The 23,812-nt window shown below is 63.0% G+C and carries 21 protein-coding genes and 1 pseudogene; 7 read left to right on the top strand and 15 right to left on the bottom strand.

What is annotated here, in order from left to right:
• Positions 1-3: 3 nt before the first annotated feature.
• The 4 genes from WH5701_RS02135 (at position 4) to WH5701_RS02120 (ending at position 4,735) form a co-directional block, all read left to right on the top strand.
• On the top strand, positions 4-516 hold the full coding sequence (locus tag WH5701_RS02135; protein ID WP_006170248.1) for a hypothetical protein: 513 nt from the start codon (positions 4-6) through the stop codon (positions 514-516).
• Between the two features lie 287 nt (positions 517-803).
• The gene (locus WH5701_RS17400; RefSeq protein ID WP_156776496.1) at positions 804-1,403 is read left to right on the top strand and encodes a hypothetical protein; all 600 of its coding nucleotides are present in this window, start codon (positions 804-806) and stop codon (positions 1,401-1,403) included.
• Positions 1,404-1,657: 254 nt separating this feature from the next.
• On the top strand, positions 1,658-2,668 hold the full coding sequence (locus tag WH5701_RS02125; RefSeq protein ID WP_037980059.1) for a 2-hydroxyacid dehydrogenase: 1,011 nt from the start codon (positions 1,658-1,660) through the stop codon (positions 2,666-2,668).
• Positions 2,669-2,686: 18 nt separating this feature from the next.
• The gene (locus WH5701_RS02120; RefSeq protein WP_006170245.1) at positions 2,687-4,735 is read left to right on the top strand and encodes a glycogen-debranching protein; all 2,049 of its coding nucleotides are present in this window, start codon (positions 2,687-2,689) and stop codon (positions 4,733-4,735) included.
• On the opposite strand, the gene WH5701_RS02115 is transcribed toward WH5701_RS02120, so the two are convergent.
• Positions 4,736-6,247: an inorganic phosphate transporter gene (locus WH5701_RS02115; RefSeq protein ID WP_006170244.1), complete on the bottom strand. Its 1,512-nt coding sequence runs from the start codon at positions 6,245-6,247 to the stop codon at positions 4,736-4,738.
• Positions 6,248-6,328: 81 nt separating this feature from the next.
• Positions 6,329-7,018, bottom strand: coding sequence for a DUF47 domain-containing protein (locus WH5701_RS02110; protein ID WP_198005116.1), 690 nt, complete (start codon positions 7,016-7,018; stop codon positions 6,329-6,331).
• Positions 7,019-7,543: 525 nt separating this feature from the next.
• On the opposite strand from WH5701_RS02110, the gene WH5701_RS02100 reads away from it, so the two are divergent.
• Positions 7,544-8,464 (top strand): polyphosphate kinase 2 family protein, encoded by a 921-nt coding sequence (locus WH5701_RS02100; protein WP_006170240.1) that lies wholly within the window; start codon positions 7,544-7,546, stop codon positions 8,462-8,464.
• A gap of 27 nt (positions 8,465-8,491) precedes the next feature.
• Here the strand turns inward: WH5701_RS02100 and WH5701_RS02095 are convergent, their stop codons facing one another.
• From WH5701_RS02095 to WH5701_RS02060, 8 genes and pseudogenes are all read right to left on the bottom strand, one after another.
• The gene (locus WH5701_RS02095) at positions 8,492-10,357 is read right to left on the bottom strand and encodes a V-type ATP synthase subunit A (RefSeq protein WP_006170239.1); all 1,866 of its coding nucleotides are present in this window, start codon (positions 10,355-10,357) and stop codon (positions 8,492-8,494) included.
• Complete coding sequence (locus WH5701_RS02090; protein ID WP_006170238.1) at positions 10,357-11,052, bottom strand: DUF2764 family protein; 696 nt, start codon at positions 11,050-11,052, stop codon at positions 10,357-10,359. Before WH5701_RS02090 ends, WH5701_RS02095 begins: the two co-directional genes overlap by 1 nt.
• On the bottom strand, positions 11,049-11,750 hold the full coding sequence (locus WH5701_RS02085) for an ATP synthase subunit A (RefSeq protein ID WP_037979418.1): 702 nt from the start codon (positions 11,748-11,750) through the stop codon (positions 11,049-11,051). The genes WH5701_RS02090 and WH5701_RS02085 overlap by 4 nt, the downstream gene beginning before the upstream one ends.
• 52 nt (positions 11,751-11,802) lie before the next feature.
• Positions 11,803-12,258, bottom strand: coding sequence for an ATP synthase subunit C (locus WH5701_RS02080; RefSeq protein WP_006170236.1), 456 nt, complete (start codon positions 12,256-12,258; stop codon positions 11,803-11,805).
• Positions 12,255-14,063: a V-type ATP synthase subunit I gene (locus tag WH5701_RS02075; protein WP_006170235.1), complete on the bottom strand. Its 1,809-nt coding sequence runs from the start codon at positions 14,061-14,063 to the stop codon at positions 12,255-12,257. Before WH5701_RS02075 ends, WH5701_RS02080 begins: the two co-directional genes overlap by 4 nt.
• Positions 14,060-14,665 (bottom strand): V-type ATP synthase subunit D, encoded by a 606-nt coding sequence (locus WH5701_RS02070; protein WP_006170234.1) that lies wholly within the window; start codon positions 14,663-14,665, stop codon positions 14,060-14,062. Before WH5701_RS02070 ends, WH5701_RS02075 begins: the two co-directional genes overlap by 4 nt.
• Complete coding sequence (locus WH5701_RS02065) at positions 14,662-16,011, bottom strand: V-type ATP synthase subunit B (protein ID WP_006170233.1); 1,350 nt, start codon at positions 16,009-16,011, stop codon at positions 14,662-14,664. Before WH5701_RS02065 ends, WH5701_RS02070 begins: the two co-directional genes overlap by 4 nt.
• Before the next feature lie 341 nt (positions 16,012-16,352).
• Positions 16,353-17,383, bottom strand: a pseudogene (locus WH5701_RS02060) (IS5 family transposase).
• Between the two features lie 523 nt (positions 17,384-17,906).
• On the opposite strand from WH5701_RS02060, the gene WH5701_RS02055 reads away from it, so the two are divergent.
• Entirely contained in the window at positions 17,907-19,085 is a 1,179-nt protein-coding gene (locus WH5701_RS02055; protein WP_037980057.1) for an aminotransferase class V-fold PLP-dependent enzyme, read from the top strand.
• 12 nt (positions 19,086-19,097) lie between these two features.
• Here the strand turns inward: WH5701_RS02055 and aqpZ are convergent, their stop codons facing one another.
• From aqpZ to yidD, 4 genes are all read right to left on the bottom strand, one after another.
• Positions 19,098-19,820: an aquaporin Z gene (gene aqpZ, locus WH5701_RS02050; protein WP_006170229.1), complete on the bottom strand. Its 723-nt coding sequence runs from the start codon at positions 19,818-19,820 to the stop codon at positions 19,098-19,100.
• Between the two features lie 123 nt (positions 19,821-19,943).
• Positions 19,944-21,470, bottom strand: coding sequence for a UDP-N-acetylmuramoyl-L-alanyl-D-glutamate--2,6-diaminopimelate ligase (locus WH5701_RS02045; protein WP_006170228.1), 1,527 nt, complete (start codon positions 21,468-21,470; stop codon positions 19,944-19,946).
• 51 nt (positions 21,471-21,521) lie between these two features.
• The gene (locus WH5701_RS02040; RefSeq protein ID WP_006170227.1) at positions 21,522-21,827 is read right to left on the bottom strand and encodes a glutaredoxin family protein; all 306 of its coding nucleotides are present in this window, start codon (positions 21,825-21,827) and stop codon (positions 21,522-21,524) included.
• Positions 21,824-22,120 carry a membrane protein insertion efficiency factor YidD gene (gene yidD, locus WH5701_RS02035; RefSeq protein WP_050751364.1) on the bottom strand — a complete coding sequence of 99 codons (297 nt, stop codon included), beginning with the start codon at positions 22,118-22,120 and terminating at the stop codon, positions 21,824-21,826. Before yidD ends, WH5701_RS02040 begins: the two co-directional genes overlap by 4 nt.
• A gap of 73 nt (positions 22,121-22,193) precedes the next feature.
• Here yidD and rpsD point away from each other — a divergent pair, with 73 nt between their 5' ends.
• Entirely contained in the window at positions 22,194-22,802 is a 609-nt protein-coding gene (gene rpsD, locus WH5701_RS02030) for a 30S ribosomal protein S4 (protein WP_006170225.1), read from the top strand.
• Positions 22,803-22,919: 117 nt separating this feature from the next.
• On the opposite strand, the gene trpC is transcribed toward rpsD, so the two are convergent.
• Complete coding sequence (gene trpC, locus WH5701_RS02025; protein ID WP_037979414.1) at positions 22,920-23,804, bottom strand: indole-3-glycerol phosphate synthase TrpC; 885 nt, start codon at positions 23,802-23,804, stop codon at positions 22,920-22,922.
• Positions 23,805-23,812: the final 8 nt, after the last annotated feature.

Here is a 23,812-nt window from a genome sequence, read left to right as displayed (position 1 = left end):
GTGATGCCACTTCCCGCAAGGCGATTCTTCGCGCTGCTGCTTGCAGGGGCATCGTTTCTGGCCTCTCCTGCCACGGCCCAAAGCATCCCGCCAGACCAGAAACCCCTGTACGAACTTGAGACCGATTGCTCCATCAAGCAGGGTCCCATTCAGAAATGCCTGGTCGATGTCTACGATCAGGGCACCATCACCTACTACCGCCACCGCATCGGCAATCAGGTTGAGCTGATCAGAATCTCCGACGATCCCGAAAACCGGATCGAGCGCTTCAACCCACAGACGAAGACGTGGAAATCCGTTGCCTCGGCCTCAGCGCAGTTTTCGACGAATACGGTCTGCTTCAACGGACGTGAATTCTGTGTGGTCAATCCCAATTTCCTGAGCAGCCTCTATGAGCAGCGCCCCGGTGAATACCGGGAGCGTGATCTGGTCAAGGTCCTGTTCGACGCCGACGGCCGGGTGAAAACCTCCTGTTTTGATGACGGCTGCGGCCAGGCCATCGGAGCGGGTCTATGACACTCAAGCGTCCCTCCAGCCTTGCTCTGGCCGCCACGTCGCTGCTGCTGAGTGTGGTGGTTGGAACACCTTGCGGTGCGGAGGTGATCCATCCTCAGTCGCAACACTGGAGCCAGAGCGTTGCTGTCGGTGTCGACGTCCTTCCGGCGTCTGACCTGAACGAGACCATCGCCAGACGAGGAGGCGCAGGTGGAGGTGGCCGTCGCGGAGGAGGAGGTGGCCGTCGCGGGGGCGGAATGAGGTTGTCTCCGGGTGGCCGCGGGCGAACGGGCTTCGGCAGGCAGGGAGTGAATCGTGGCAGCTTCAGGCCCAGCGGCGGCTGGAGCCGAAGCACACGGGGCGTCAGAGGGATCAACTCCGGTCGACGGAACAACCTGAACCGGACCATTCGCAACATCAACCGGGGCAGGCCCGGGACTGTCTGGCGCGGCGGACGCTCGTCCGATCTCTGGCGGCGGGCGGTTCGTCCCAACCGGATTGATCGGCGCACACCCGGGTGGGCGCGACGGGGCTGGCGACGTGCCCGTCCCTGGGGCTGGGGCTGGTATGGACGCTCGCGCAGACCTGCCTGGGGATGGTGGGATTCCAGGGCAGTGGGCTGGGGTCTCGGTGCTCTGGCGGCCACGTCGGTGATCAACAACCTGGTCGACGTGGCTACTGAGTCTGGGAACCCAACGGTGATCGTTCCCGAAACGGACATCGGCCTTCGCTACGAGAGCGTTGAGCCGGTCGGGGCCTCAGCAACCAAGTTCTGGGCAGAGCGAGAGGGCACGATTTATCAGCTCACGGCGGACTGCGAGCAGGGCCTGCTGGATGGGGAGCCGCCAGGAACCCCCGAGGAAGCCCAGTTGCTCAATGCCTCCTGCCAGGTGACGTTTGGGGAATGAACCTCGCAACAGTTCAGGCTGACGACGCCACGCGCAGCCGCCGTTATCAAGGTGGGGCTTGTGTCACCGTGGATGTTTTCGCAACATCAGCGTTCGCTACAACCCTGCATTCGACCTTCGCACTGGTCAATCGTGGAGACCCCCATTGATCCTGCACGCTGTGAGATGCTCTGCTGTCTTTGACTGAGTTCAGGCCTGTGCGGGAAGCTGGCTAGATTACCAAGAGTCTTTGAACGCCAGTGCAGGAGAGCAGCATGGGACCCGCTGGCTGTTCCGCAGCAATCTTTGACACCAAGCCTTACGACCGCATTCACCTACCTGCTGCAGCGGGCGCAGACATTCACCTGCGTTTTCTCTCCTTTCGTCTCAGTGCCGAGACCGCAGGCGCCGCCCGTGGTGACCGCGCCGTCTGCGTGTTCGTCAATGACGTCGTTGACAGGGAGTGCCTGAAGCAGCTTTCCGCCCAGGGCACGGAACTGCTTGCCTTGCGCTGCACCGGGTTCAACAATGTCGATCTCGCCGCAGCCCGTGAACTTGGGATCACTGTCACCCGGGTTCCCATCTATTCGCCTTACGCCGTAGCGGAACATGCCGTGGCCTTGCTGCTTGCTCTCAACCGCAGGGTCCACCGCGCCTTCAATCGCGTCAGAGAACTGAATTTCTCTCTGCAGGGGCTGGTTGGGTTTGATCTGAACGCCAAAACTGCGGGAATTGTAGGAACCGGCAAGATCGGCCGCATCGTTGCTCGCATCCTGCGCGGCTTCGGCATGGTGGTTGTCGCCTACGACCCCTACCCCGATGCAGCATGGGCAGCCCGTGAAGGCATCACCTACGTGGATCCGTTCACTCTGGCAAGTCTCAGCGATGTCATTTCCCTCCACATTCCGCTGACTCCGGAAACGCACCATATCATTCGCCGCGAAACAATCGACTGCATGAAACCTGGTGTGATCCTGGTGAATGTGAGTCGAGGGGCACTCATCGATACCGCAGCCCTGATCGAAGCCCTGAAGTCCGGCCGTCTCGGTGGCGTTGCACTTGACGTCTATGAAGAGGAGGAAGGGGTATTCTTCGAAGATCTTTCCGGAACCGTGCTACAGGACGATCTTCTGGCACGAATGCTGACTTTCCCAAATGTGCTGATCACGGCCCATCAGGCCTTTCTCACCCATGAAGCCCTGATGGACATTGCGCGCACCACAGGAGCAAACCTACGGGCTCTTGTGACAGGAGATCCCTTCGTGGAGGGCTCCGTGCTCACTTGATTCCTGCAGACCGATCCCATGCACGATTCCACCCAGGGTCGCAGCCACCCGATCGGCGCCACGCTGGAGCATGGTGGTGCCAACTTCAGCCTGTTTTCCAGAACGGCATCAGCCGTTGACCTTCTGCTGTTCGACGGGGTGAACGAGACCCACCCATCACGGGTGGTCACCCTTGATCCCCAGACGAATCGCACCTACCACTATTGGCATGGCTTCGTGCCGGGTGTGGAGCCTGGTCAGCTGTATGGCTACCGGGTCCATGGTCCCTGGGACCCTTCGCGCGGCTTGTACTTCGATCCCTCCCGGGTGTTGCTCGATCCCTATGGAAGGGCTGTGGCAGTCCCGGAGGGCTCCGAAGCCATGAAAAGTGTGGTCGTCGATCCGGGAGCCTACGACTGGCAGGATGACCAGCCTCTACGCCATCCCTGTGCCCGCACGATCATCTATGAGATGCATGTGCGGGGATTCACGGCCCATCCAAATTCGGGCGTTTCAGCGGAGCGGCGGGGAACCTATGCCGGTCTGATCGAGAAGATCCCCTATCTCCAGGATCTCGGCATCACAGCTGTGGAGCTGTTGCCGGTGTTCGCCTTCGATCGCCAGGCCGCCCCATCCGGCCATGTGAACTACTGGGGTTACCAACCCCTGGGATTCTTCGCGCCCCATCCGGGCTACAGCTGCGGGGAAGACCCCCTGGAGGCTGTCGATGAATTCCGGGACATGGTCAAGGCCCTGCATCATGCGGGGATTGAGGTGATTCTCGATGTGGTCTTCAACCACACGGCAGAAGGAGGAGTGAACGGGCCCACCTTCTGCTTCCGAGGCATCGACAATCCCAATTACTACCTCCTCAGGGACGGGGGCAGTCAATACGCCGATTTTTCAGGGTGTGGCAACACCCTGAACGCCAACCATCCTGTCGTGCGACGGATGATTGTCGACAGCCTGCGGTACTGGGTTGGGGAGATGCATGTGGATGGCTTTCGTTTTGATCTTGCTTCCATCCTCTCGCGCGATTCTGCGGGGAATGTGCTTCCCAATCCCCCCGTTCTCTGGGACATTGAGTCGGATCCGCTGCTGGCGGGAACCAAGCTGATCGCTGAAGCCTGGGACGCAGCAGGGCTCTATCAGGTGGGCAGTTTCGTCGGCGACAGCTGGCGTGAATGGAATGGCCGCTTTCGCGACGACGCCCGTGACTTCTTTCGCGCTGCGCCTGGTTCGCTGGGCAGGTTCGCTGATCGCCTCATCGGCAGCCCCCAGATCTACGGACATAAAGAGCGCGAAGCGGAGCAGAGCATCAATTTCGTGACCTGTCACGATGGATTCACCCTCAACGATCTGGTTTCCTACAACGGCAAGCACAACGAAGCCAACGGAGAGAACAACCGTGACGGGACCGATGACAACCGGAGCTGGAACTGTGGGGTGGAAGGACCCAGCGATGACTCTGCCGTGGAAGACCTGCGCAACCGGCAGATCCGGAACTTCTTCGCCGTCACCCTGCTCTCGCTGGGAGTCCCCATGCTGCTGATGGGCGATGAGGTCAGGCGTACCCAGCATGGCAACAACAACGCCTACGGTCTCGACGACTCCAGCAACTGGTTCGACTGGGCCCTTCTCCAGCGGCATGGCGACCTGCATCGCTTCGTCAAGCTGCTGATCGCTCGCCGCCTGCAGCGAGATCTTCGCTCGGAGCGGGAGCGCACCAGCCTGAACACGCTCATTCGCCGGGCCTCAAAAGCGTGGCATGGCACCCGGCTGAACCATCCCGACTGGGGCGATCAATCCCACAGCATCTCCCTGACTGTGAAGCTGCTGCAGGACAAGGCCTGGCTCCACCTGATCCTCAATGCCTACTGGCAACCCCTCGAGTTCGCCCTGCCCATGATCACACCGGATGGATCCAGCCCCTGGCACCGCTGGATCGATACCTCTAGGCCCTCCCCCAGCGACATCGTGCCGTGGGAGGAGGCAGCGGAATGCCCTGCGGGCCCCTACCGTGCCATGGAGCATTCGGTTGTTGTGCTCATCGCTGGGGCGGGAGTCGGACCGGAGCAAGGAGGCTGATCAGGGGTGATCCGAGCTTTCGCCACTGACAAGAAAAAGCTTCGCCAGGGTGCGCATCTGCTGCTGAAGTTGCTTGTTCTGGTGCTCATTGCCAGGTCTGTCGACCCCCATCCTCCACGCAGAACTCTGCTGGGCCAGCGCCTCCTCCAGCTGCCAACGATGGCGGAACGAACGACCCTCTAGGCCAGCGATCGCAGCCCTTTGATCGGGGCTCAGGAAGGCGGGGTCAAGGTCCTTCAGCCTGCTGGAATCGACCGTCGTGGGATCGATCTCTGCTGACGCGATGGCCAACTGTTCCTCCGACGGACTCAATCGGACCTGTCTGCGAAGTTCCTTGCGGAAGCGAACCGCCTGGCCGATCGGCTTGACCTGAACGGGCAGGTCGGAGATGGGAATCCCCTGAGAGGCCAGCCGCTGGAGCACCGGTGGCGTGATCTGAAAAAAGACTTCCTTGTACACCTGCGCTCCAAAGACGTTCTGCACGACGAAGAGCATGCAGAGTCCGACCACCGCGGCGATCAGCGGGGTGGTGACCCAGCCGGAAGCGATCCTGACCAGGACACCCCAGCGCACCTGACGCAGGCCCTTGATCCCCTGCAGGCAGCCGATCCCGATCACGGCTCCGATCACGGCCTGGGAACTGGAAACAGGAATCAGGGGTATTGCTGGTAGTCCAACGTTCACCAACTGGTTGGAGAGCGCGCTGGAGGAGAAGATGAACAGCACGAGGGAATTCGACACCACCACAACAAGGGCACCCATGGGGGAGAGGGTCATCAGACTGCCTCCCACAGTCATCATCACCCGCCTTGAAAAGGTATAGACACCAACGGCAATCGCGATGGCGCCGAGCAGGAATAACTGCTGAAGGCCTGAAAACTCCCAGCCATTCTCGAATCTGATGTCTCTGAAGGGTGACGAATCCACGAACACACCCATCACATTGCCGATGTTGTTCGCCCCCAGGCTGTACGAGCCGAAGATGCCCCCCAGGAGAAGGCCGAAGCGCACATTGGCATCGAGGCGCAGCAGGTGGGGCTTCAGCCGACCGATCCATCGGACGGCGAGGAAGTACAACAACGCTGAGAACAGTCCAGCGAGAATGGGGCAGAAGACCCATGTGCCGACGATCTTGGCCAGTTGCCCCGGATCGGTGATCGACCCACTGAACCAGTTCCAACCCACAATGGCCCCAACCACGGCCTGGGTGGTGGAGACCGGTAGCCCCAGTCGGGTCATCCAGTAGACCGTGACCGCCGCTGCCAGCGCTGTGGTGAACGAACCGGCCAGGGCATTCACAGAACCCAGGGCCTCGAGGCCACCGGAGGCGCCGGCACCGGCCGAGACGGCCCCGATGATCACGAAGACGCTGCAGAGAAAGGCCGCGGTCGAAAACCGCACCATGCGGCTGCCTACGGCAGAACCGAACACATTGGAGGCATCATTGGCTCCCAGCGACCAGCCAAGAAAGAGTCCGCTGGAGAGGAAAAAGAGACTGGCAATCAATTCCATGATTGCCCCCGTGTGATGGATTCCACTATTGGTGCCTCTGGCTGTCTGAACGGGACGAGCGGGAGCGGATGATGCAGGGAATCAAAGGATCCGCTTGATCGCATAAATGGAAAGGTCGTCGCTGATCTCTTCCGCCATTTCGGAGATGGCGGCGATGATGTCAATCGAATCACGGGCATGCATCATCCGCTCCAAGGGCATGGCAGAGCTGAAGATTCTTGTCTTGAGCCGGAGCGCCACCTTGCCTGCCTCTGCGGAAAACACTCTGATTTCGTAGATGTGATCGCGCACTGCCGGCGGATTTCTAAAGAACGCGCGAGATGCAATGATCGTGGACTGAATGGATTTAACAACAAAGCCGATCAAGGCCTCAATTTCGACCTTGTCCTCTGCAGAAATCGAAGTCGTGGCATGCTCGATCATGAACTCCTGAAACGACTTGGTGAGGACCCTGAGCAATCCATAGAGATTGCTCAGCAAGCTCAGGACATTGCCGCGGAAGTCCGGGATGAGCATTTCTGTGTATAACGTGCTCACCACGGAACGGCGCAGCTCATTGCAGCGCTCCTGAAGACCCAGCACCTGCTGCAGTTTCTCTTCACAAGCCGCTGTCAGGCCCTGATCGATCAGTACCAGCAGACCGTTTTCGAAATAGATCGATCCTTCCGCGACCTTGTCGAGAAATTCATCAATCTGCGCTTCAAGAAACTTGGTTTTTCCGAACAGCGGTGGGGTTTCCTGCGACACGCGAAGCCAGCGAGGATGGGACATGGTTCCCATCTTGCACCCAGCCATCCAGGGCGCCGTGGCTGCGGACGATCACCCCGTCCTCCTCAGTGGCCACCCGCAGAAGGGGGTTGTCCCGCAGCTGGATCAACCCCACCGCCGGATGGTTGGCTGCGCTCCACCAGGCGTTCAGGACCTGGAGATCCTGATCGCGATCCACATCGATCCGTGCTGTTCCTTGCCTGTCATCCACAGGCTCCCATGCTGGCGGTTGTCTGCCAAAGGCGCAGGACGCCGCCTGCACAGCCCTGACAGGGAGCAGCCGCCGGGCCTCCCGGTGGCCCTCTAGGCAGGCGCGCCCGCCTACGTAGTTGACACCGGGCAGCGCGACCAGCCTGCTCCTCCCTGATCAACCGGCAGAAGGCCCTCAAGGTAAGCCTGTTGAGGCGTGCAGGAGACCATCACGACCCAACCTCAACGGCAGTCACCGTTCCCTCCAACGTTTTTCGACGGAAGGAGGATGCACCAGCCCGCCGACCCCGATGCTGAGGGTAGTCGTATCCAGTCGTCATGAGCAAGATCTTCAACAGTGAACAGCAAGACCTCATTGGCCGCGCGAAGAAGTTCTCGAAACCCTTTCGCATTGATGATGGAGAGAAGTTTCACCTGAAACAGGTTGATCCTGGCAACACTCTTCAGTTTGGCAAAGAGCACAAGTCTCAAGCCAAAGAAGACCTTGACATGGGCGTGCAATTGCTTGCTCAGTTTCAGGACCTTCTCTATGCCCAGGATCGCTGGGCCCTGCTACTGATCTTCCAGGCGATGGATGCAGCCGGGAAAGACGGCACCATCAAGCATGTGATGAGTGGGGTGAATCCTCAGGGCTGCCAGGTGAGCTCTTTCAAAGCTCCTTCAGCCGTGGATCTCGACCATGACTACCTTTGGCGCAGCAACGTCATGTTGCCCGAGCGGGGAAGGATTGGCATTTTCAACCGCAGCTACTATGAAGAGACCCTCGTGGTTCGTGTTCACCCTGAAATGCTCGCCAGGCAGACCCTGCCAAAGGCATTGCTCGGCAAAGACATCTGGAAGGATCGCTTCCGCGACATCAGGAACTACGAGCGCTATCTCACCAACAACGGCATCGTGGTTCGAAAGTTTTTCCTGCACGTCTCCAAGGAAGAGCAGAAGAAACGCTTCCTCCAACGGCTTGAGAATCCAGACAAGAACTGGAAGTTTTCCGCCAATGACATCCGTGAGCGCGCCTACTGGGATGACTACATGAACGCCTATGAAGACACCATTCGCCACACAGCGACAGAGCGCGCACCCTGGTACGTTGTGCCTGCTGACAATAAATGGTTCACCCGCGTGGTGGTTGCGGCGGCCGTTGTTGAAGCCCTGGATTCATTGGGCCTGCACTACCCGGAAGTTAGCGATGCGGCACGCAAAGATCTGGAAAAGGCAAAAGAAGATCTTTTGAATGAGTAAGCTCAAGCCGAACAGAATCCCTGCTCTCTAGGCCTTGGTTGTCGAATCTGCCACGGGATGCTTCTCCGGAAGAGGCTGCTGCCGCTGGCTCGCCGCTGCGGCCAGGTCGTCGATCTGCTTGCGGAAGGCGGCGTAGGTGGGTGATTCTTCCGCGGCATAGTTGAGGTTCCTGTACAGACCGGTCAGACGGGTGAAGTAGTCCCTGACGGCCGTCTTGTCTTCGAAGTGGTAGCTGCGGTTAATCAGCGCGCAGACCAGCTCGAAGGAGCGCTTCTGCCGATCGATCGGGCAGCTGGCGTCCACGTCATCGAAGGCGTCCTGCTGCAGGTACACCATGTCGAGGAACTGGGCCTTCTGGCAGAGGATGAAGTCCTCGAGGGTGACACCCTCCTCGCCGGTGACCTGGATCATCTGGTTGACGGCATCGCCGCGGCGGAGAAGATCATTCATTGCCTTCACCCGATCGACCCAGTCGGGAGCCACATGGCTGGCGAACCACCCCTCCAGCTGGCCGAAATAGCGCGACCAGGAGAGCAGGATGTCCACCGCCGGATAGCAGCGCTTGTAGGCCCGCTCTGCGCTCAGGCCGAGAAAGGCCTTCACCGTGCTGAGGGTCGACTGGGTGACGGGCTCCTCGAAGTTGCCGCCGGCGGGCGACACCGTGCCGATCATCGTGAGACTGCCGACGCTTCCGTCGTTGGTGCGGATGATGCCGGCGCGCTCATACACCCCCTTGATGGCGGAATCCAGGTAGGCGGGGAAGGCATCCTCACCGGGGATCTCCTCGAGACGGCCGGAGGTCTCGCGCATGGCCTGGGCCCAGCGGGAGGTGGAATCGGCGATCAGCAGCACATTGCAGCCCATCTGGCGGTAGTACTCGCCGAGGGTGAGACCGGTGTAGATGGAGGCCTCCCGGGCCGCCACGGGCATCGAGGAGGTGTTGCAGATGATGATCGTGCGATCCATCAGGGATCCCCCTGTCTTGGGATCGGTGAGCTTCGGGAATTCGGTGATGGTCTCCACCACTTCACCCGCCCGCTCGCCGCAGGCCACCACCAGCACCACATCCACATCCGAGTGGCGGGAGATCAGGTTCTGCAGCACGGTCTTGCCAGCACCGAACGGGCCGGGAATGCAGCCGGTGCCGCCACGGGCAATGGGCAGGAAGGTGTCGACGATCCGCTGGGTGGTGATCATCGGCTCCTCGGGATAGAGCCGTTCGCAATAGCGGTTCTGCAGCAGGAGCTCCGGCAGGGCCCGCCGCACCGGCCAGTCCTGCGCCAGGGTGAGGGAGCGGCTGTGGCCACTGGTGTCGGTGACGCGGGCCACCACCGTGTCCACTGTGAACGAACCCTGCTGGATCCAGTCCAGGGTGACCGTGCCGGACTGGTTGAAGGGCACCATGATCTTGTGGGTGAAGCGCCCCTCCTGCACGGTGCCGATCACATCGCCGGCCCGCAGGGTTTCGCCCATCCGGGCCGTGGGCTGAAACGACCAGGTCTTCTCGGTGTCGAGGGGGGCCACCGCAGCCCCGCGGGGCAGAAAGGTGCCGTAGCCGGCGGCGAGGCCAGCCAGGGGGTTCTGCAGACCGTCGTACACCTGAGTGAGCAGCCCAGGGCCCAGCTTCACCGAGAGCAGCTCGCCCGTCTGCTCCACGGGATCCCCGATCCCCACCCCCCGGGTGCTCTCGAACACCTGGGCATCGGCGGTGCTGCCATGCACGCGCAGCACCTCGGCCTTGAGCCGCTCCTGTCGCTCCCCTTCCCTGTGCTTCGGAAGGATGTAGAGCACCTCGTTCTTGAGGATCGGCCGCGGCGCCGTGGTCGCCATGGCAATGGTCACCAGGTCGTCCTGAACAGCGACCACGCGGGCGGAGTTGAAGGAATCGGTCATCAGGAGGCGGCAGGGATTTCGGTGACGGGGCCGAGACCGGCGGAAACAAGCTGGCGGAAGCGAACCGTGGCGGCCTGGGCGTCGAAACTGCACCAGCGCTCCACCAGACTCCAGCGGGCCAGGTAGATCATCACGGCTTCGAAATCGAAGTGGTGCCCGAGGGCCACACGGTCGATGTCCTTCCAGATCACCGAGAAATGGAGCCGCTCGAGATTGATCAGATCGTCGGCCTCCAGCAGGCGCACGGTCTCGACGATCCAGGGGAACACCGCCTCCAGCCGGAAGGCGGGCTCCTTCCAGTGGCGCTCGATCGTGGCCACCCAGGGGCCGAATCCCCATGGCTGGCCCAGCGGCGGATCCACCTCCCCCCGATGGCGGCGGCGCAGGGCCGCCAGCACAGTGCGCAGATCGAGGCGATGGCTCACCAGGTGACGCAGCAGGGGATTGGTGACCTGAGCGAAGAAGGCCCGGGTCTCCTCCAGCAGGCGGGCATCGCTGGGGCCGCCGTCCGGATCCTGGGGCCGCATTGACTGGGAGAGGATGCTGATGGCCAGGTCAAGGCTGCGACGGTCACCGTCCTCCAGCAGAGTGAGCCGTCGCTCCAGCTTCAGCCGGGAGATCGCCGGAGAGCGGGCCTCGAACAGGCCGCCGAGGGGCGGCAGGCTGGCCATCAGGGTGGTGTACCGGGGGGTCATTTCACGACGCCCTCCAGCAGGGCCCGGAAGCGGGGCTGCAGATGCTCCAGGATGGACTCGGCCACGGCTCTGTCGGTGAGATCCAGCACCACGTCACGATCCTCCAGCCGCAGACGCATCCCCGCCCCGCCGTCGCGGGCCACGCCGAAACTGATCCCATCCCGCAGCATGGAGCGGGAAATCAGCTGAACGAAGTGGGTGAGCACTCCCTTCTCGAGTTCCTCGGGGTTCTGGCTGAGTTCGGTCAGGCCGGCCACATGGCGGGGCAGCAGCACCTCCATCTGCTCGGAGCGGTCCGCCTCCGGCCGCACCCGGCCCACCACCTCCAGGATCATCTTTTCCAGAATCTCCTGTTTCTGCTGCTCCTCCCCCACCAGCTGCCGCACCTCACCGCGGAAGCGCTCCATCAGGCGGGTCTTCATGGCCAGCACCGCATCCCGCAGAGCCAGCTCCAGGGCGTGACGGCCGGAGGTCTGCAGATTCTCGGCCTCCTGACGGGCCTCCGCCAGGATCTGGTCAGCCTGCTGCCGCGCCTGGTCCACGGTGCGCTGGGCTTCCTGCCGCGCCTCGGCCACCATCTGGTCGGCCTGGCTGCGGCCCGCCTCCACCCCCTGATCGCGCAGCCGGGCGATCAGCTGCTCCACCCCGGCGGCCACCTGAGCGGGGGTCTCCTGGCGACTGGATCCTGATCTGGGCATGGGATGACTCCTGCAGCGGTGGGGCCGGGGGAACGAGATGAAACGAACGGCGCTAGGTGGCCGGGATGCCGCCGGCGGCCACCAGGGCGAACACGAAGGCGAACACCGCGAAGCCCTCCACGATCGCCGCCGGCGCGAGGGAGAGGCCGAAGATCTCAGGCTTCGACTTCGAGCCCGCGATCGCCGAGGCACAACACAGACCCTGGTAAATGGCGGACACCAGGAACGCAACCCCGGCCAGCACGCCGATGCCGAAGAGGCCTCCGGCATTCTCCGGGCTGACCGGGCGGTTGAGAATGAACATCACCACAATGCCGTAGATCGACATCGAGGAGGGCAGGGCCGATAGACCGACGAAACGTCCATAGCCACTGTTCACCTCCATCATGGCGCCGATGGCGGCCTGGCCGGCGATGGTGCAGCCGATGGCCGCTCCCATGGCCCCGAGGGCGACCGGTGCGTAGATGCCGATCCAACCAAGCACCAGGGGGGAGAGGTGGTCGTTCAAGAAACAGGCTCCTTTTTGACGAAAGGTTGAAAGGGATACCCCTCCTCGGAAAGGCTCCAATTGAAGAATTCGATGAAGTTCAGACGCAGGCCATGCACAAATCCACTGATGATCGCCAGCACCAAATTAATGCCATGACCAAGCAGAAGAATCAGAATGGCAATCGGCAGACCCAATGGTAAGTCTGAATGATAGATTTGCGCAGCAAGTTGATTGAACGTAACCGCCAGAGATGCGCTGGCCAAGCCCAAGGCAAAGAGCCTCAGGTAGCTCATCACATCGCCGAACAGCTTGGACATATTGGTCAGTGATCCCAGACCATCAACAAGTCGCAGGATCAGATCAGCCGGATGGGCGATCGGCCGCTCGCTGCTCAGCAGAAGAATGGTGAGCAACCCACCGGCCCCCAGGCCCACGCCCACATTCCCCGCCCAGGCCGTGCCCGCTCCGAGATAAACCACAAGGCCGGCAAGGATCACCGCCATCCAGCCGATCGGTTTCGCCCTGGCCGCCACACCAGGCCCGCGGATGGCCACGATGCCGTTGGCGAGCAGCAGGTGAAGGCAGCCCACCACGAGCGAGACTTTCATCATCTCGTCGTAGTCATTCAGGTTGAGGAGCTTCAGCCGCGCCAGAGGCGATGCCGCCGGGGGCTCAATACCGAAATAGCTTCCCGCCAGCACGCCATAGAGCAGCGCGAAGCTGAGCCCCACAACCGCCACGATGCGGAAATGGCGCCCCCCCGGGCTGCGCCCCATCCCCTTCCAGAACAGGCCCACCAGAACAGCCAGCACCAGGGCATAGCCGGCATCGGCCAGGATCATGGCGAAGAAGAGGGCAAAGGAGAAAAAGACCACGATCGAAGGGTCCCAGTCGCGATAGCCAGGGGTTTCGTAGAAGGTCACCAGGTCCTGCCCTCCGCTCAGGGTGACCGGATTGGACAGGAGCGTGGGCGGTGAATCCTTCGGTTCGGGCTTCTCCGCCAGGAAGGCCAGACCGTGCTGCTGGGCGAACGCATCGAGACGGACAAGCTCGCGCCTGGGCAACCAGCCCTGGAGCTGCAGCAGGGTGCCGTCGTCCTGGGTCATGCCACTGGCCTGGGCGCGGGCCTGGGAGTCTTCGGCTCGGGCCAGGTGCCGCGACAACAGGAAGATCCAGCGGCTCAGGGCTTCATGGTCCGCCTCCACCTCCTCGAGGGCCGTGCGGGCTGCATCCAGTTGCCGCCGCACCACGGCGGTGGGCTCGGAGCCGACATGGGACCGGGGCACGGGCAGGGCCTCCGGATCAGGCTCCGAGGAGGCGATCAGGGCGAAGTAGAGGTGGCGGGGGCTTGCGTAGAGAAGCTGAAACGGCACCTCCAGGTTGGCCAGGGCCTCGCGGAACGGCTTGGCCTTCGGATGGGGCACCCGATAGAACCAGAGGCGCTGTCCGCCCAGCTGATCGAGGTCGGGCAGGGCCACATCACCCCAGGGCTCGAGCTCCCGCAGCCGGGCCTCCAGGGCCAGGAGCCGATCCTCGGCCTCCCGCTGGCGCTGCCGTGTGGCCAGGGCCTCGGCAATGAGGCGATCGAAATCAAAGTCGGCATCCACGCGGGTCTGATGGCGACGCCGCCGCACGTCGTTCAGGTAACGCAGCGCCTGCCGCGCGTCCTCGATCGGCCGGGCGGTAACGAAGGTGCCCTCTTCCGGAGGCGCCGCCAGGGAAATCAGATGCACGCAGCCGAGCCGCTGCAGCCCATCGATCAGGTCGTCCTTGTCGGCCGAGAGGCCGACAACGGTGACGCGCGCCAGCGGAACAATGCTCATCGGCCCAGCACCTTCTCCTTCTTGCGCTTGGCGATCTTGGAGTTCACCACTCCGGCCCGCTCGGCGTCGGCGAGGTAGATCGCGATCGTCTTGATCGTGCCGCGGGTGCGGGGGATCAGCACCTTGTCGAACAGGTTGAACCGCTGGGTCACCGTGCGCTCGGCCTCCCGCAGCCGCTCGAGCCGCTGCTCAGCCACCTGGAGTTCGATCCTGGTGCGCAGAGCGTCCTTGAGACACTCCACCACCCGGTCGACCCAGAAGGGCAGGGAGAGCAGGCCGTAATCCGCCACCGCCACGCTCACCCGATCCACCCGGGGCAGGCGGGTACCCATCAGGTTCTCCTCCCCCACCTGCACGTCGGTGAGACGGACGAGGCCGTCGAGCAGGATCTCCGTGTGGGCCAGCATCGGGCAGACCCTGCCCACCTCCTCCTCCAGGGAGCGGAGCCGCTCCACAAGGGCCTTCACCGACTGGCTGGCCTGATCACGCTCGGCACTGAGTTGTCGCCGCTTGAGATCGAGGGAGGGAAGAACATCGTGGTAGGTCTTCAACAGGCCCTTCTGGCGCGTCAGCGAGGCCTTGGTCAGGGAAAGCCTGCTCATGGCTTCTGCGCCTGCCTGGGGAAATACTTGTCGATGAGGGGCTGCTTCATCAGCAGCTCCTCGGGCTCGAAGCATTCCGCCATCGTCTGCCAGGCCAGATCGAGAGCAGCTTCCAGGGGAAGATCCACATTGATGTCCATGAAGCGGGTACGGAACAGGTCACCGAACTTGATCAGCTTGGTATCGAACTCGGAAAGCTCAAAGGCCATGGCCTGCTTCTGCTGCGCATCCCGGGCACCGGCGTAGAGGCGAATGGTGGTGTTCATCACCTGATTGTGATCTTCCCGCGTCACCTTGCCGATCACATTCTGCTTGAGACGTGATAGCGATCCGAAGGGATCAATCATCCCATCATGGAGGTAGAATTGGCCCTCCGTGATGTAGCCGGTGTTGTCGGGAACCGGATGGGTCACATCGTCGCCGGGCATGGTGGTGACCGTGAGCACGGTGACCGATCCACCCTGGGCGTAGTCGGCGGCTTTCTCGTAGCGACGGGCCAGCTGGGAATAGAGGTTGCCGGGATAGCCGCGGTTGGCCGGCACCTGATCCATGGCGATGCTGATCTCCTTGAGGGAATCGGCGAACGCGGTCATGTCCGTGAGCAGCACAAGCACCCGCTTGCCCTCCTCCACTGCGAAGCGTTCCGCCACCGCCAAGGCCATGTCTGGAATCAACGTGCGCTCCACCACGGGATCGGAAGCAAGATTCACGAACATCACCGTACGAGGGAATACACCGGCCTCCTCGAAGGTCTTGCGGAAGGAATAGTAATCGTCGAAAATCAGCCCAAGCCCGCCGAACACCACCACGTCGGCATCGGCCTGAATGCCAATCCGGGCAAGGAAGTTGTTAAAGGGCTCACCGGAAACAGAGAAGATCGGTATCTTCTGGCTTTCCACCAGGCAGTTGTAGATATCGATCATCGGCACATTGGTGCGGATCATCTTTGACGCCAGGATGCGACGCATCGGATTGACAGAAGGGCCACCAATCACAACGCGGGCATCCTCCGAAAGGCTTGGGCCACCGTCGATCGGCTCGCCCGTGCCACGGAACACCCGACCCAGAATGTTGCCTGAATAGGTGACGGTCATCGGGTGGCCGAGGAAGCGCACCTGGGAATCGGTGGAAACACCCTTGGTGCCCTGGAACACCTGCAGGGCCACCACCGTCTCCCGCAGCTCGATCACCTGGGCCAGGGATACCCTGCCATCGGCTCCCTGCACCACCGCCAGGTCGTTGAAGCGAGGGGCTGTCTCGCTGTCGTGGCCACCGGGCGGTACCTCCACTCGGATGATGTCACCGACGATCTCAAGGATCTTGGAGTAGCTGATCAGGATGCTCATCTCAGACCTGCTGAATGGAATCTGGGCGCATGGTGGATGGTGATCCCGTCAATGAGAGTGTAGACCTGAAAGCGCCCAATGAGAGCAACCATTCTGTTCTCTTAAGGAATGCAGACAGGCCGTCAGCATGTGGTGAACATGTGGAAGCCTAGGGAACCTCTGATCAAGACATCTTAATCCGAGCAATCTAGCCTCATTCTCGCCAATGAGACGATGCTGAGCAGATTTGACCCACTTTCCGCTCAGAGCAGTCCTTGAAAAGACTTCAGGTAGTTTCCACCATGCATTTTGGCTTAATTTCTGGATGAATGTCGACCTTTAAGACACACTAAACCCTTGCACTACGCAGAATCAGGTATTCGCTCCCGTACCATCCAGAGATTTGCCAGGGCAAAGAGCAGCTTCAGCTTGAGGTCGCTCTTGCAGATACCTATGCAGAAGACCTTCCGGAAGCCAAACTGACATTTTATGATTCGAAAGGGATGCTCAACTTTGGTGCAAAAGTGGGCTTTCGCCGTCTCAATCAGATCCAGAAGCCTGCCCTCTGGTGTCTCTGGAAGCACTCTGCGCAGGCCGGGCTTCATGGCAATCCTGAACTCAGCCTCGCAGTTCTGGAAGTCGTTTCGCTTCTCGTAGCCAACGGCTTCCCCGCAGCGGTTGCCGATGTGGCCTGCATCGCCGTAGATGAGGCGTTCATCCCCATGGAGCCGCTCAGCTGCTGTGTTCAGCTCATGAACATTGGCCGCGGTGCTCTCAAGCGAGTGGACCAGGCCAGATGCGGCATCAACGCCGATATGGCAAAGCATTCCATAGGCGAAGCCTTCTGCGCAGCAGTGGAACCACTGCTCGCCCTTGGCCACCGAGTGCATTTCAGGATCTCTCTCCTTAGCCTTGTTCTAGTGGCTCCGCCACGCTCGGCCTGCGGCCTCGGTAAGGGTGGAGCTGGGGGCATTGATGATCGTGGCATCAAGGATCGTGCCTTCCCATGGCCTCCGGCCGACTTCGTCTACAGCATCACTCCCCTCTCGCTCAGCATCTGGTTCACACCCTCGAGGATCTGCTCGGCGATCCGGTGCTCTTCCAGCAGATGGCGAAAGTTGAGAATCGTCGTCTCATCAGGGATCCTCCCTTCCATCGTCTCGATCCCTGCGAAGCGGCGGAAGCAGGGCGTATCGATCAGCATCACCTCCAAAGGAATCGGCGGACGGCCTCCTTTGCTGGACGGCTTGTGATACACGGGCTCAATCAAGGCCAGAAACGCCTCCCAGGGAACCGTGATCTCCATCTCATCCAAGAAGCGCTGGCGACGCGTCCCCCTTTTGACGTAGATCTGCTCGTAGTCCGTGAAGCCCAGCTGGAGAGGGGCGGCCATCCGTTCCAGCCTCAGTCTTGGATCTGGATTGATTTTAGCGGGTTTTTCAGGGGTTCCTTAGTGGGTTTTTCTGGGGTTCCCAAGGCTTTGGAAGGACAATCATTCCTCCACCTATGGCAGCTCATGGATATCCTGGAACGGCAAAGTGAGGCCTGGAAACTGTTGCCTTCAGTCACCACGGGCCCGCATTCCGAGAATGCGCTCCATGGACAGCATGCCTATGTCCAGCAATTCTTTCACACCACAGAAGACACTCCGAATGGACTTCTGAATTCAACCCGTTGATCGTGTTGTCACGACGCCAAGACGATCATGACGAAGATAAATGCTGGAACCTCCCAGTTGGTGCCGATACCCAATGGCTCGTCTGCCAGTCAGTTGATCCCGGAGCTGCCCTCCCCTCCGCCACTGTGTTCTGAATGGTGATCGCGCTGCCATGCTTCGGCAACAGCACGATCGATCTGTGAACCGCGAGCCCGGCCATCTCAGCAGCCCCCTCAGCCCAGAGCAACTGCGGGAGCTGATGCCCGCCCTGGCCAACAAGACTTACTTCAACTACGGCGGCCAGGGCCCCCTGCCCAACGCCTCGCTTGAGGCAATCACGGCCAGTTGGCGGACCATCCAGGAGCTTGGGCCCTTCACCGCCGACATCTGGCCGTGGCTTGAGGGGGAAGTGAGGAGTTTGCGGGGGGCACTGGCCGCGCTCTGCGGGGTGCCGCCGGAGCGCCTGGCCCTCACCGAGAACGTCACCAGTGGCTGTGTACTGCCCCTGTGGGGCCTGCCCTGGCAGGCGGGCGATGAGCTGCTGATCAGCGATTGTGAGCATCCGGGCGTGGTGGCGGCCTGCCGGGAGCTGGCCCGCCGCGAAGGGCTCAGCATCTCCACCCTGGCGGTGAAAGGGCTGCGGGGCGATCTGGCCAGTACCAATGCCTCGGTGCTGGAGGCCCTAGGGGCCAGCCTCACCCCCCGCACCCGCCTGGTGGTGCTCTCCCACCTGCTCTGGAACACCGGCCAGTTGATGCCGATCAAGGCCGTGGCCCACCGGCTGAAGCAGCACCCCAGGCGGCCATGGCTGCTGGTGGACGCGGCCCAGTCTGTGGGGAGCCTGCCGCTGGCGGAGCACGAGGCGGATACTGGCGGCGCTGGTGCGGCGGCCGTGGCCGACATCTATGCCTTCACCGGCCACAAGTGGTGCTGCGGCCCCGAGGGGCTGGGCGGAGTGGCGCTCTCGGAGCGGCTGCTGGCTGAGGCACAGCCCACCATGGGCGGCTGGCGCAGCCTTGCCCAGGAAAATGATCAAGGAAGCGCCTGGCATCAAGATGCCAGGCGCTTTGAGGTGGCCACATCCTGCGTGCCCCTGCTGGCCGGGCTGCGCCGGTCGCTGGAGCTGCTGGAGGCGGTGGCCCCGGCACCGGAGCGGCTGGAGCTGATTCAGAAGCGCAGCCAGCAGCTCTGGCATGGCCTGAGTCAGCTGCCGGGTGTGCACCCCCTCCTGGAGGTTCCACCTCCGGCTGGCTTGGTGAGCTTCGTGGTGGAGGGAGCCGCTCCAGGGGATCTGGTGAGCCAGCTGGGAGAGCGAGCCATCTGGCTGCGCACCCTCGACGATCCCCATTGCCTCAGGGCCTGCACCCACATCACCACCACGGGAGCGGAGCTGGAGGTGCTTCTTGCGACCCTGGCCGAACTCACCAGGCCCACCTAGGAGCCTGTGAGCTCAGTCCTTCGGACCATCCAGCAGGTTGCGCTGCACCCAGCCGGCCAGCAGGGCGCCGACGATCGGCGCCAGCCAGAACAGCCACAGCTGACCCATGGCATCGCCGCCTGCCCAGAACGCCACGCCAGTGCTGCGGGCCGGGTTGACCGAGGTGTTGGTGATCGGGATGCTGATCAGGTGAATCAGCACCAGGCTGAGGCCGATCGGCACGCCGGCCAGGTCCTTGATCGCATCCTTGTGGGTGACCCCCAGGATGATGAGCAGGAAGATGAAGGTGAGAACCACCTCGATCACCAGAGCTGACACCAGGCCGTAACCACCGGGGGAGTGGGCCCCGAAACCGTTGGTGGCGAGGGGGTTGCTACCCGTCAGCTCGAAGCCGGGACGACCACCGGCGATGCCCAGAAGGAGGCCCCCAGCAATCAGCCCCCCCAGCACTTGGGCGGCGATGTAAGGAAGCAGCTGCGAACCAGGATGGCGGCCGCTGGCCCAGAGGCCGAACGTAACCGCTGGATTGATGTGGCAACCGGAGATGTGGCCGATGGCGTAAGCCATGGTCAACAAGGTGAGGCCGAAAGCCAGCGAAACCCCAAGGAAACCGAGCCCAAGGGGATTGGCCCCGGCTTGGTCGTAAGGAAACACAGCGGCCAGGACAGCACTGCCGCAACCTCCGAACACCAACCAAAAGGTGCCGATCATCTCAGCGAGGAATTTCCTCGACATGGGCACGGGGGAAGACATGGAATCGCTAATTGAAGAACTCAACGTGGGGCAAGATACTCGACAGACTGATATCCATCAGCGAATTCCCCCTGATATCAATGGTTCTGTCACGCCCAGTTAGGCTCAGCTGAGCCGCGCCCGCAGGGCCTTCTCCGCCTCTTCCCGGTCGTCGAAGTGGACCTTGGTGGTGCCCAGGATCTGGTAATCCTCATGGCCCTTGCCGGCGATCAGCACCAGATCGCTCGGGCCCGCCATGGCGACGGCCGCCGCGATCGCCGCAGCCCGATCCACCTCCACCGTCAGGTCGGTGCCGGATGGAATGCCGGCCACCACGTCGTCGAGGATGCGCTGGGGATCCTCGGTTCGGGGGTTGTCGGAGGTCACCACCACCCGGTCGGCCAGGCGCGCGGCGATCGCGGCCATCTGGGGGCGCTTGCCCCGGTCGCGGTCACCGCCGCAGCCGAACACGCACACCAGCTGGCCCCTGGCGAAAGGACGGCAGGCCGCCAGCGCATTTTCAAGACCATCGGGAGTGTGGGCGTAGTCGACCAGCACCGCTGGCAGCTCAGCGGCCTCTGGGAGCATCACCCGCTCCATCCGTCCGGGAACGCCCCGGAAACTGGGGATGGCCTCCAGCAGCTGGGCCAGCGGCAGGCCCTGCTGCTGCAGCACCCCCACCGCCTGCAGCAGGTTCATCAGATTGAAGCGGCCCACCAGCGGAGAGCGGAACGCCCCGCACCCCAGGGGTGTGATCAGGGTGCCGCTCACCCCATCGGCGGCGAAGACCAGGTCGTCCAGGCGCAGCTCGGGCAGATCCTCGGGACCCACTTCAGCGGCCGCCACAGCCAGGGAACTGCGCCAGAGCCGCTCCCCCAATTGCCCCGAGAGCCGCTCGGCCAGCCGGGCGCCCCAGGGATCGTCGATGTTGACCACCGCGGAGCCATCCAGCAGCTCCGAGGAGAACAACCTCGCCTTGGCCTCCAAGTAGGCCTCCATCGAGGGGTGGTAGTCGAGGTGGTCCTGGGTGAGGTTGGTGAACACCGCCCCGGCGAAGTGACAGCCAGCCACCCGGCGCTGGTCGAGGGCGTGGGAACTCACCTCCATGGCCGCCAGCTGAGCTCCGGCCTCCACCGCCCGGGCCAGCTGACCCTGCAGCACATCGGCGAAGGCTGTGGTGTGCGACGCCGTGACGCTGTGTCCCGGCCAGCGGTTGATCAAGGTGCCGAACAGGGCCGTGGACTTGCCGCAGCCGGCGCTGAGGTGCTCGATCAGGTGGGTGGTGGTGGTCTTGCCGTTGGTGCCGGTCACGCCGATCAGGGCCAGGCGCCGGCTGGGGTCATGCCAGAACGAGGCCGCCAGCCGGCCGGCCCATTCCGCCACGGGGTCCTCCAGCACCAGGACCGGATCGGCCGGCCCCGGCGGGCACTGGGCCGCCGCCGCCGGCCCGATCAACGCCGCCGCCGCCCCCCGCTCCAGGGCGGCGGGCCAGAAGCTGCCCCCATCCACCTGGCTCCCGGGCAGGCCGATGAACAGGGTGCCGGCGGCCACGCGGCGGGAATCACAACTCAGGCCGGTGACCACGGCATCAGGCAACTGGGCAGGAATCGCCACAGCGCAGTCCTGCAGAAGGGAATGAAGCAGCTGGGGCATCGGGAGGTGATCCCCTGGGGCGGGGACTGGCATTTTTGAGTTCGCGCAGTTTTAGGCGCTTGGAGGCGGGCCGGGCAGCTCGGCCAGACACTTCCACAGCCAGCGCTGGAGGCCATCGCCCCCCAGCCGCGGCCCCACCCGCGGCAACAGCTGCGGCCGCCCCTGCCGCAGCACCGCCAGCAGCGGTACCTCCAGCCCATAGCGGGCCTGTAGCTCGGGATCGTGATCCACATTCACCACCTGCAGCGGTGGAGGTGGCACGAGGGCCCGCAGGCGTTCTTCCAGGCCCTCGCACAGGCAACAGCCATCGCGGCTGTAGAGCAGCAGCTCTGGCAGGGGGGGGGCGGGCAGGTTCACTCGGGCACCGGATCGCAACCGCAGGGGGTGAAGGGGTGGCAGCGCAGCAGGCGCCTCAGGGTGAGCCAGCCCCCCCGCCAGGGGCCATGGCGCTGGATCGCCTCAAGGCCATAGGCGCTGCAGCTAGGAATGAACCGGCAGCGGGGACCGAGAACGGGCGAGATCCAGCGGCGGTAGCCGGAGATCAGCGCGAGCAGGGCCACCTGCAACCCCTGGCTGAGGGCGGAGAAGCCAACGGATAAGATCGACAACTGTCGTTGCACGACCGGGTGCCTGGAGAATGCCTCCAGCATGCTCCCCGGAAGGCCTGGCCCACGGTCAGCCTGCGCGCTTCGTTCCAGAACCCCGTCCTCTGTTCCTGTCTGCATGTCTCGCTACCGCGGCCCTCGCCTGAGGATCACGCGGCGCTTGGGAGACCTTCCCGGTCTCACCCGTAAGTCCGCCAAGCGGGCTTATCCCCCCGGTCAGCACGGCCAAGCCCGTCGCAAGCGCTCCGAATACGCCATCCGTCTCGAAGAGAAGCAGAAACTTCGCTTCAACTACGGCATCTCCGAGCGCCAGCTCGTGCGCTACGTGAAGAAAGCGCGCGCCCAGGAGGGTTCCACTGGAACCAACCTGCTGAAGCTGCTGGAGAACCGCCTCGACAACATCTGCTTCCGCCTCGGCTTCGGCCCCACGGTGCCCGGTGCCCGCCAGCTGGTGAACCACGGCCACATCACGGTGAACGGCCGTGTGGTCGATGTGCCCAGCTACCAGTGCCGTGCCGGCGACGTGATCGTGGTGCGTGAGCGCAAGGCCAGCCGCCAGCTTGCCGAAGGCAATCTGGAGTTCCCGGGTCTGGCCAACATCCCCCCCAACCTCGAGCTCGACAAGAACAAGTTCACCGCCAAGGTGAACGGCCGGATCGAGCGCGAGTGGGTGGCCCTCGAGATCAACGAACTGCTGGTGGTTGAGTTCTACAGCCGCAAGGTCTGATCTCGCCCACCCCAATCCCCGTCTGGAGCCTTCGCACCCTGTGCAGGCTCCAGACGGGTTTTTTCTTCGCAGCCGCCGGGCAGGGGATGGTGCCCCTCTGCTCGGGGGCACTGGAGTTCAGCCGCCGATCAGGGCTTCCAGCGCGGCGGTCACATCAGCCTCGCGCATCAGGGCTTCACCCACCAGCACCGCATCGGCGCCGGCCCCCATCACCCGATCGAGATCATCGCGGCTGCTCAGCCCCGATTCGCTCACCAGCAGCGCTCCCTTCTGCCGCAGGCGATCGCCGTAGCGGGCCATCAGCTCCGCTGTGGTGGCCAGATCGGTGTGGAAGCTGGTGAGATCGCGGTTGTTGATGCCGATCATCTCCACGCCCTCAAGCGCCAGCGCCCGCTCCATCTCAGCGGCGTCATGCACCTCCAGCAGTACCGCCAGGCCAAGGGCGTGGGCCACCCTGAGCAGGTAGATGAGGTCCTGGTCGGAGAGGATGGCGGCAATCAGCAGAGCGGCATCGGCCCCGGCGGCGCGGGCCTGATACAGCTGGTAGGGCGTGAGGATGAAGTCCTTGCAGAGCAGCGGCAGCTCCACCGCCTGGCGCACGTCAACCAGCACCTCGAAGCCCCCCTGGAAGAAGGCCTTGTCGGTGAGCACCGAGAGGCAGCTGGCGCCGCCGGTCTGGTAGCCGAGGGCGATAGCCACAGGATCGAAATCCTCACGGATCACGCCCTTGCTGGGGCTGGCCTTCTTCACCTCGGCGATCACGGCCGGCTTGCGGCAACTGGCCCGCAGGGAGGCCACGAAGTCGCGGCAGGAGGGGAGTTCCGCCACCTGCTGCTTGAGTTTCTCAAGGGGCACACGCTCGCGCGAAGCGGTCACCTCCCGGTCCTTCTCCCAGACGATCTCCTCGAGGATGTGGCGCGGAGCCGCCTCCTCATGGGGAATGCCGAATTGCATGTGGGCCACCCGCACGGGGGGATTGGGCGGGCGACGACGGATCTCCAAGGGCTGAC

Origin of the sequence: Synechococcus sp. WH 5701 (genome assembly GCF_000153045.1) — a bacterium.
Classification (GTDB): Bacteria; Cyanobacteriota; Cyanobacteriia; order PCC-6307; family Cyanobiaceae; genus Regnicoccus_A; species Regnicoccus_A antarcticus.
This window is presented reverse-complemented; position numbering and strand designations above follow the sequence as displayed.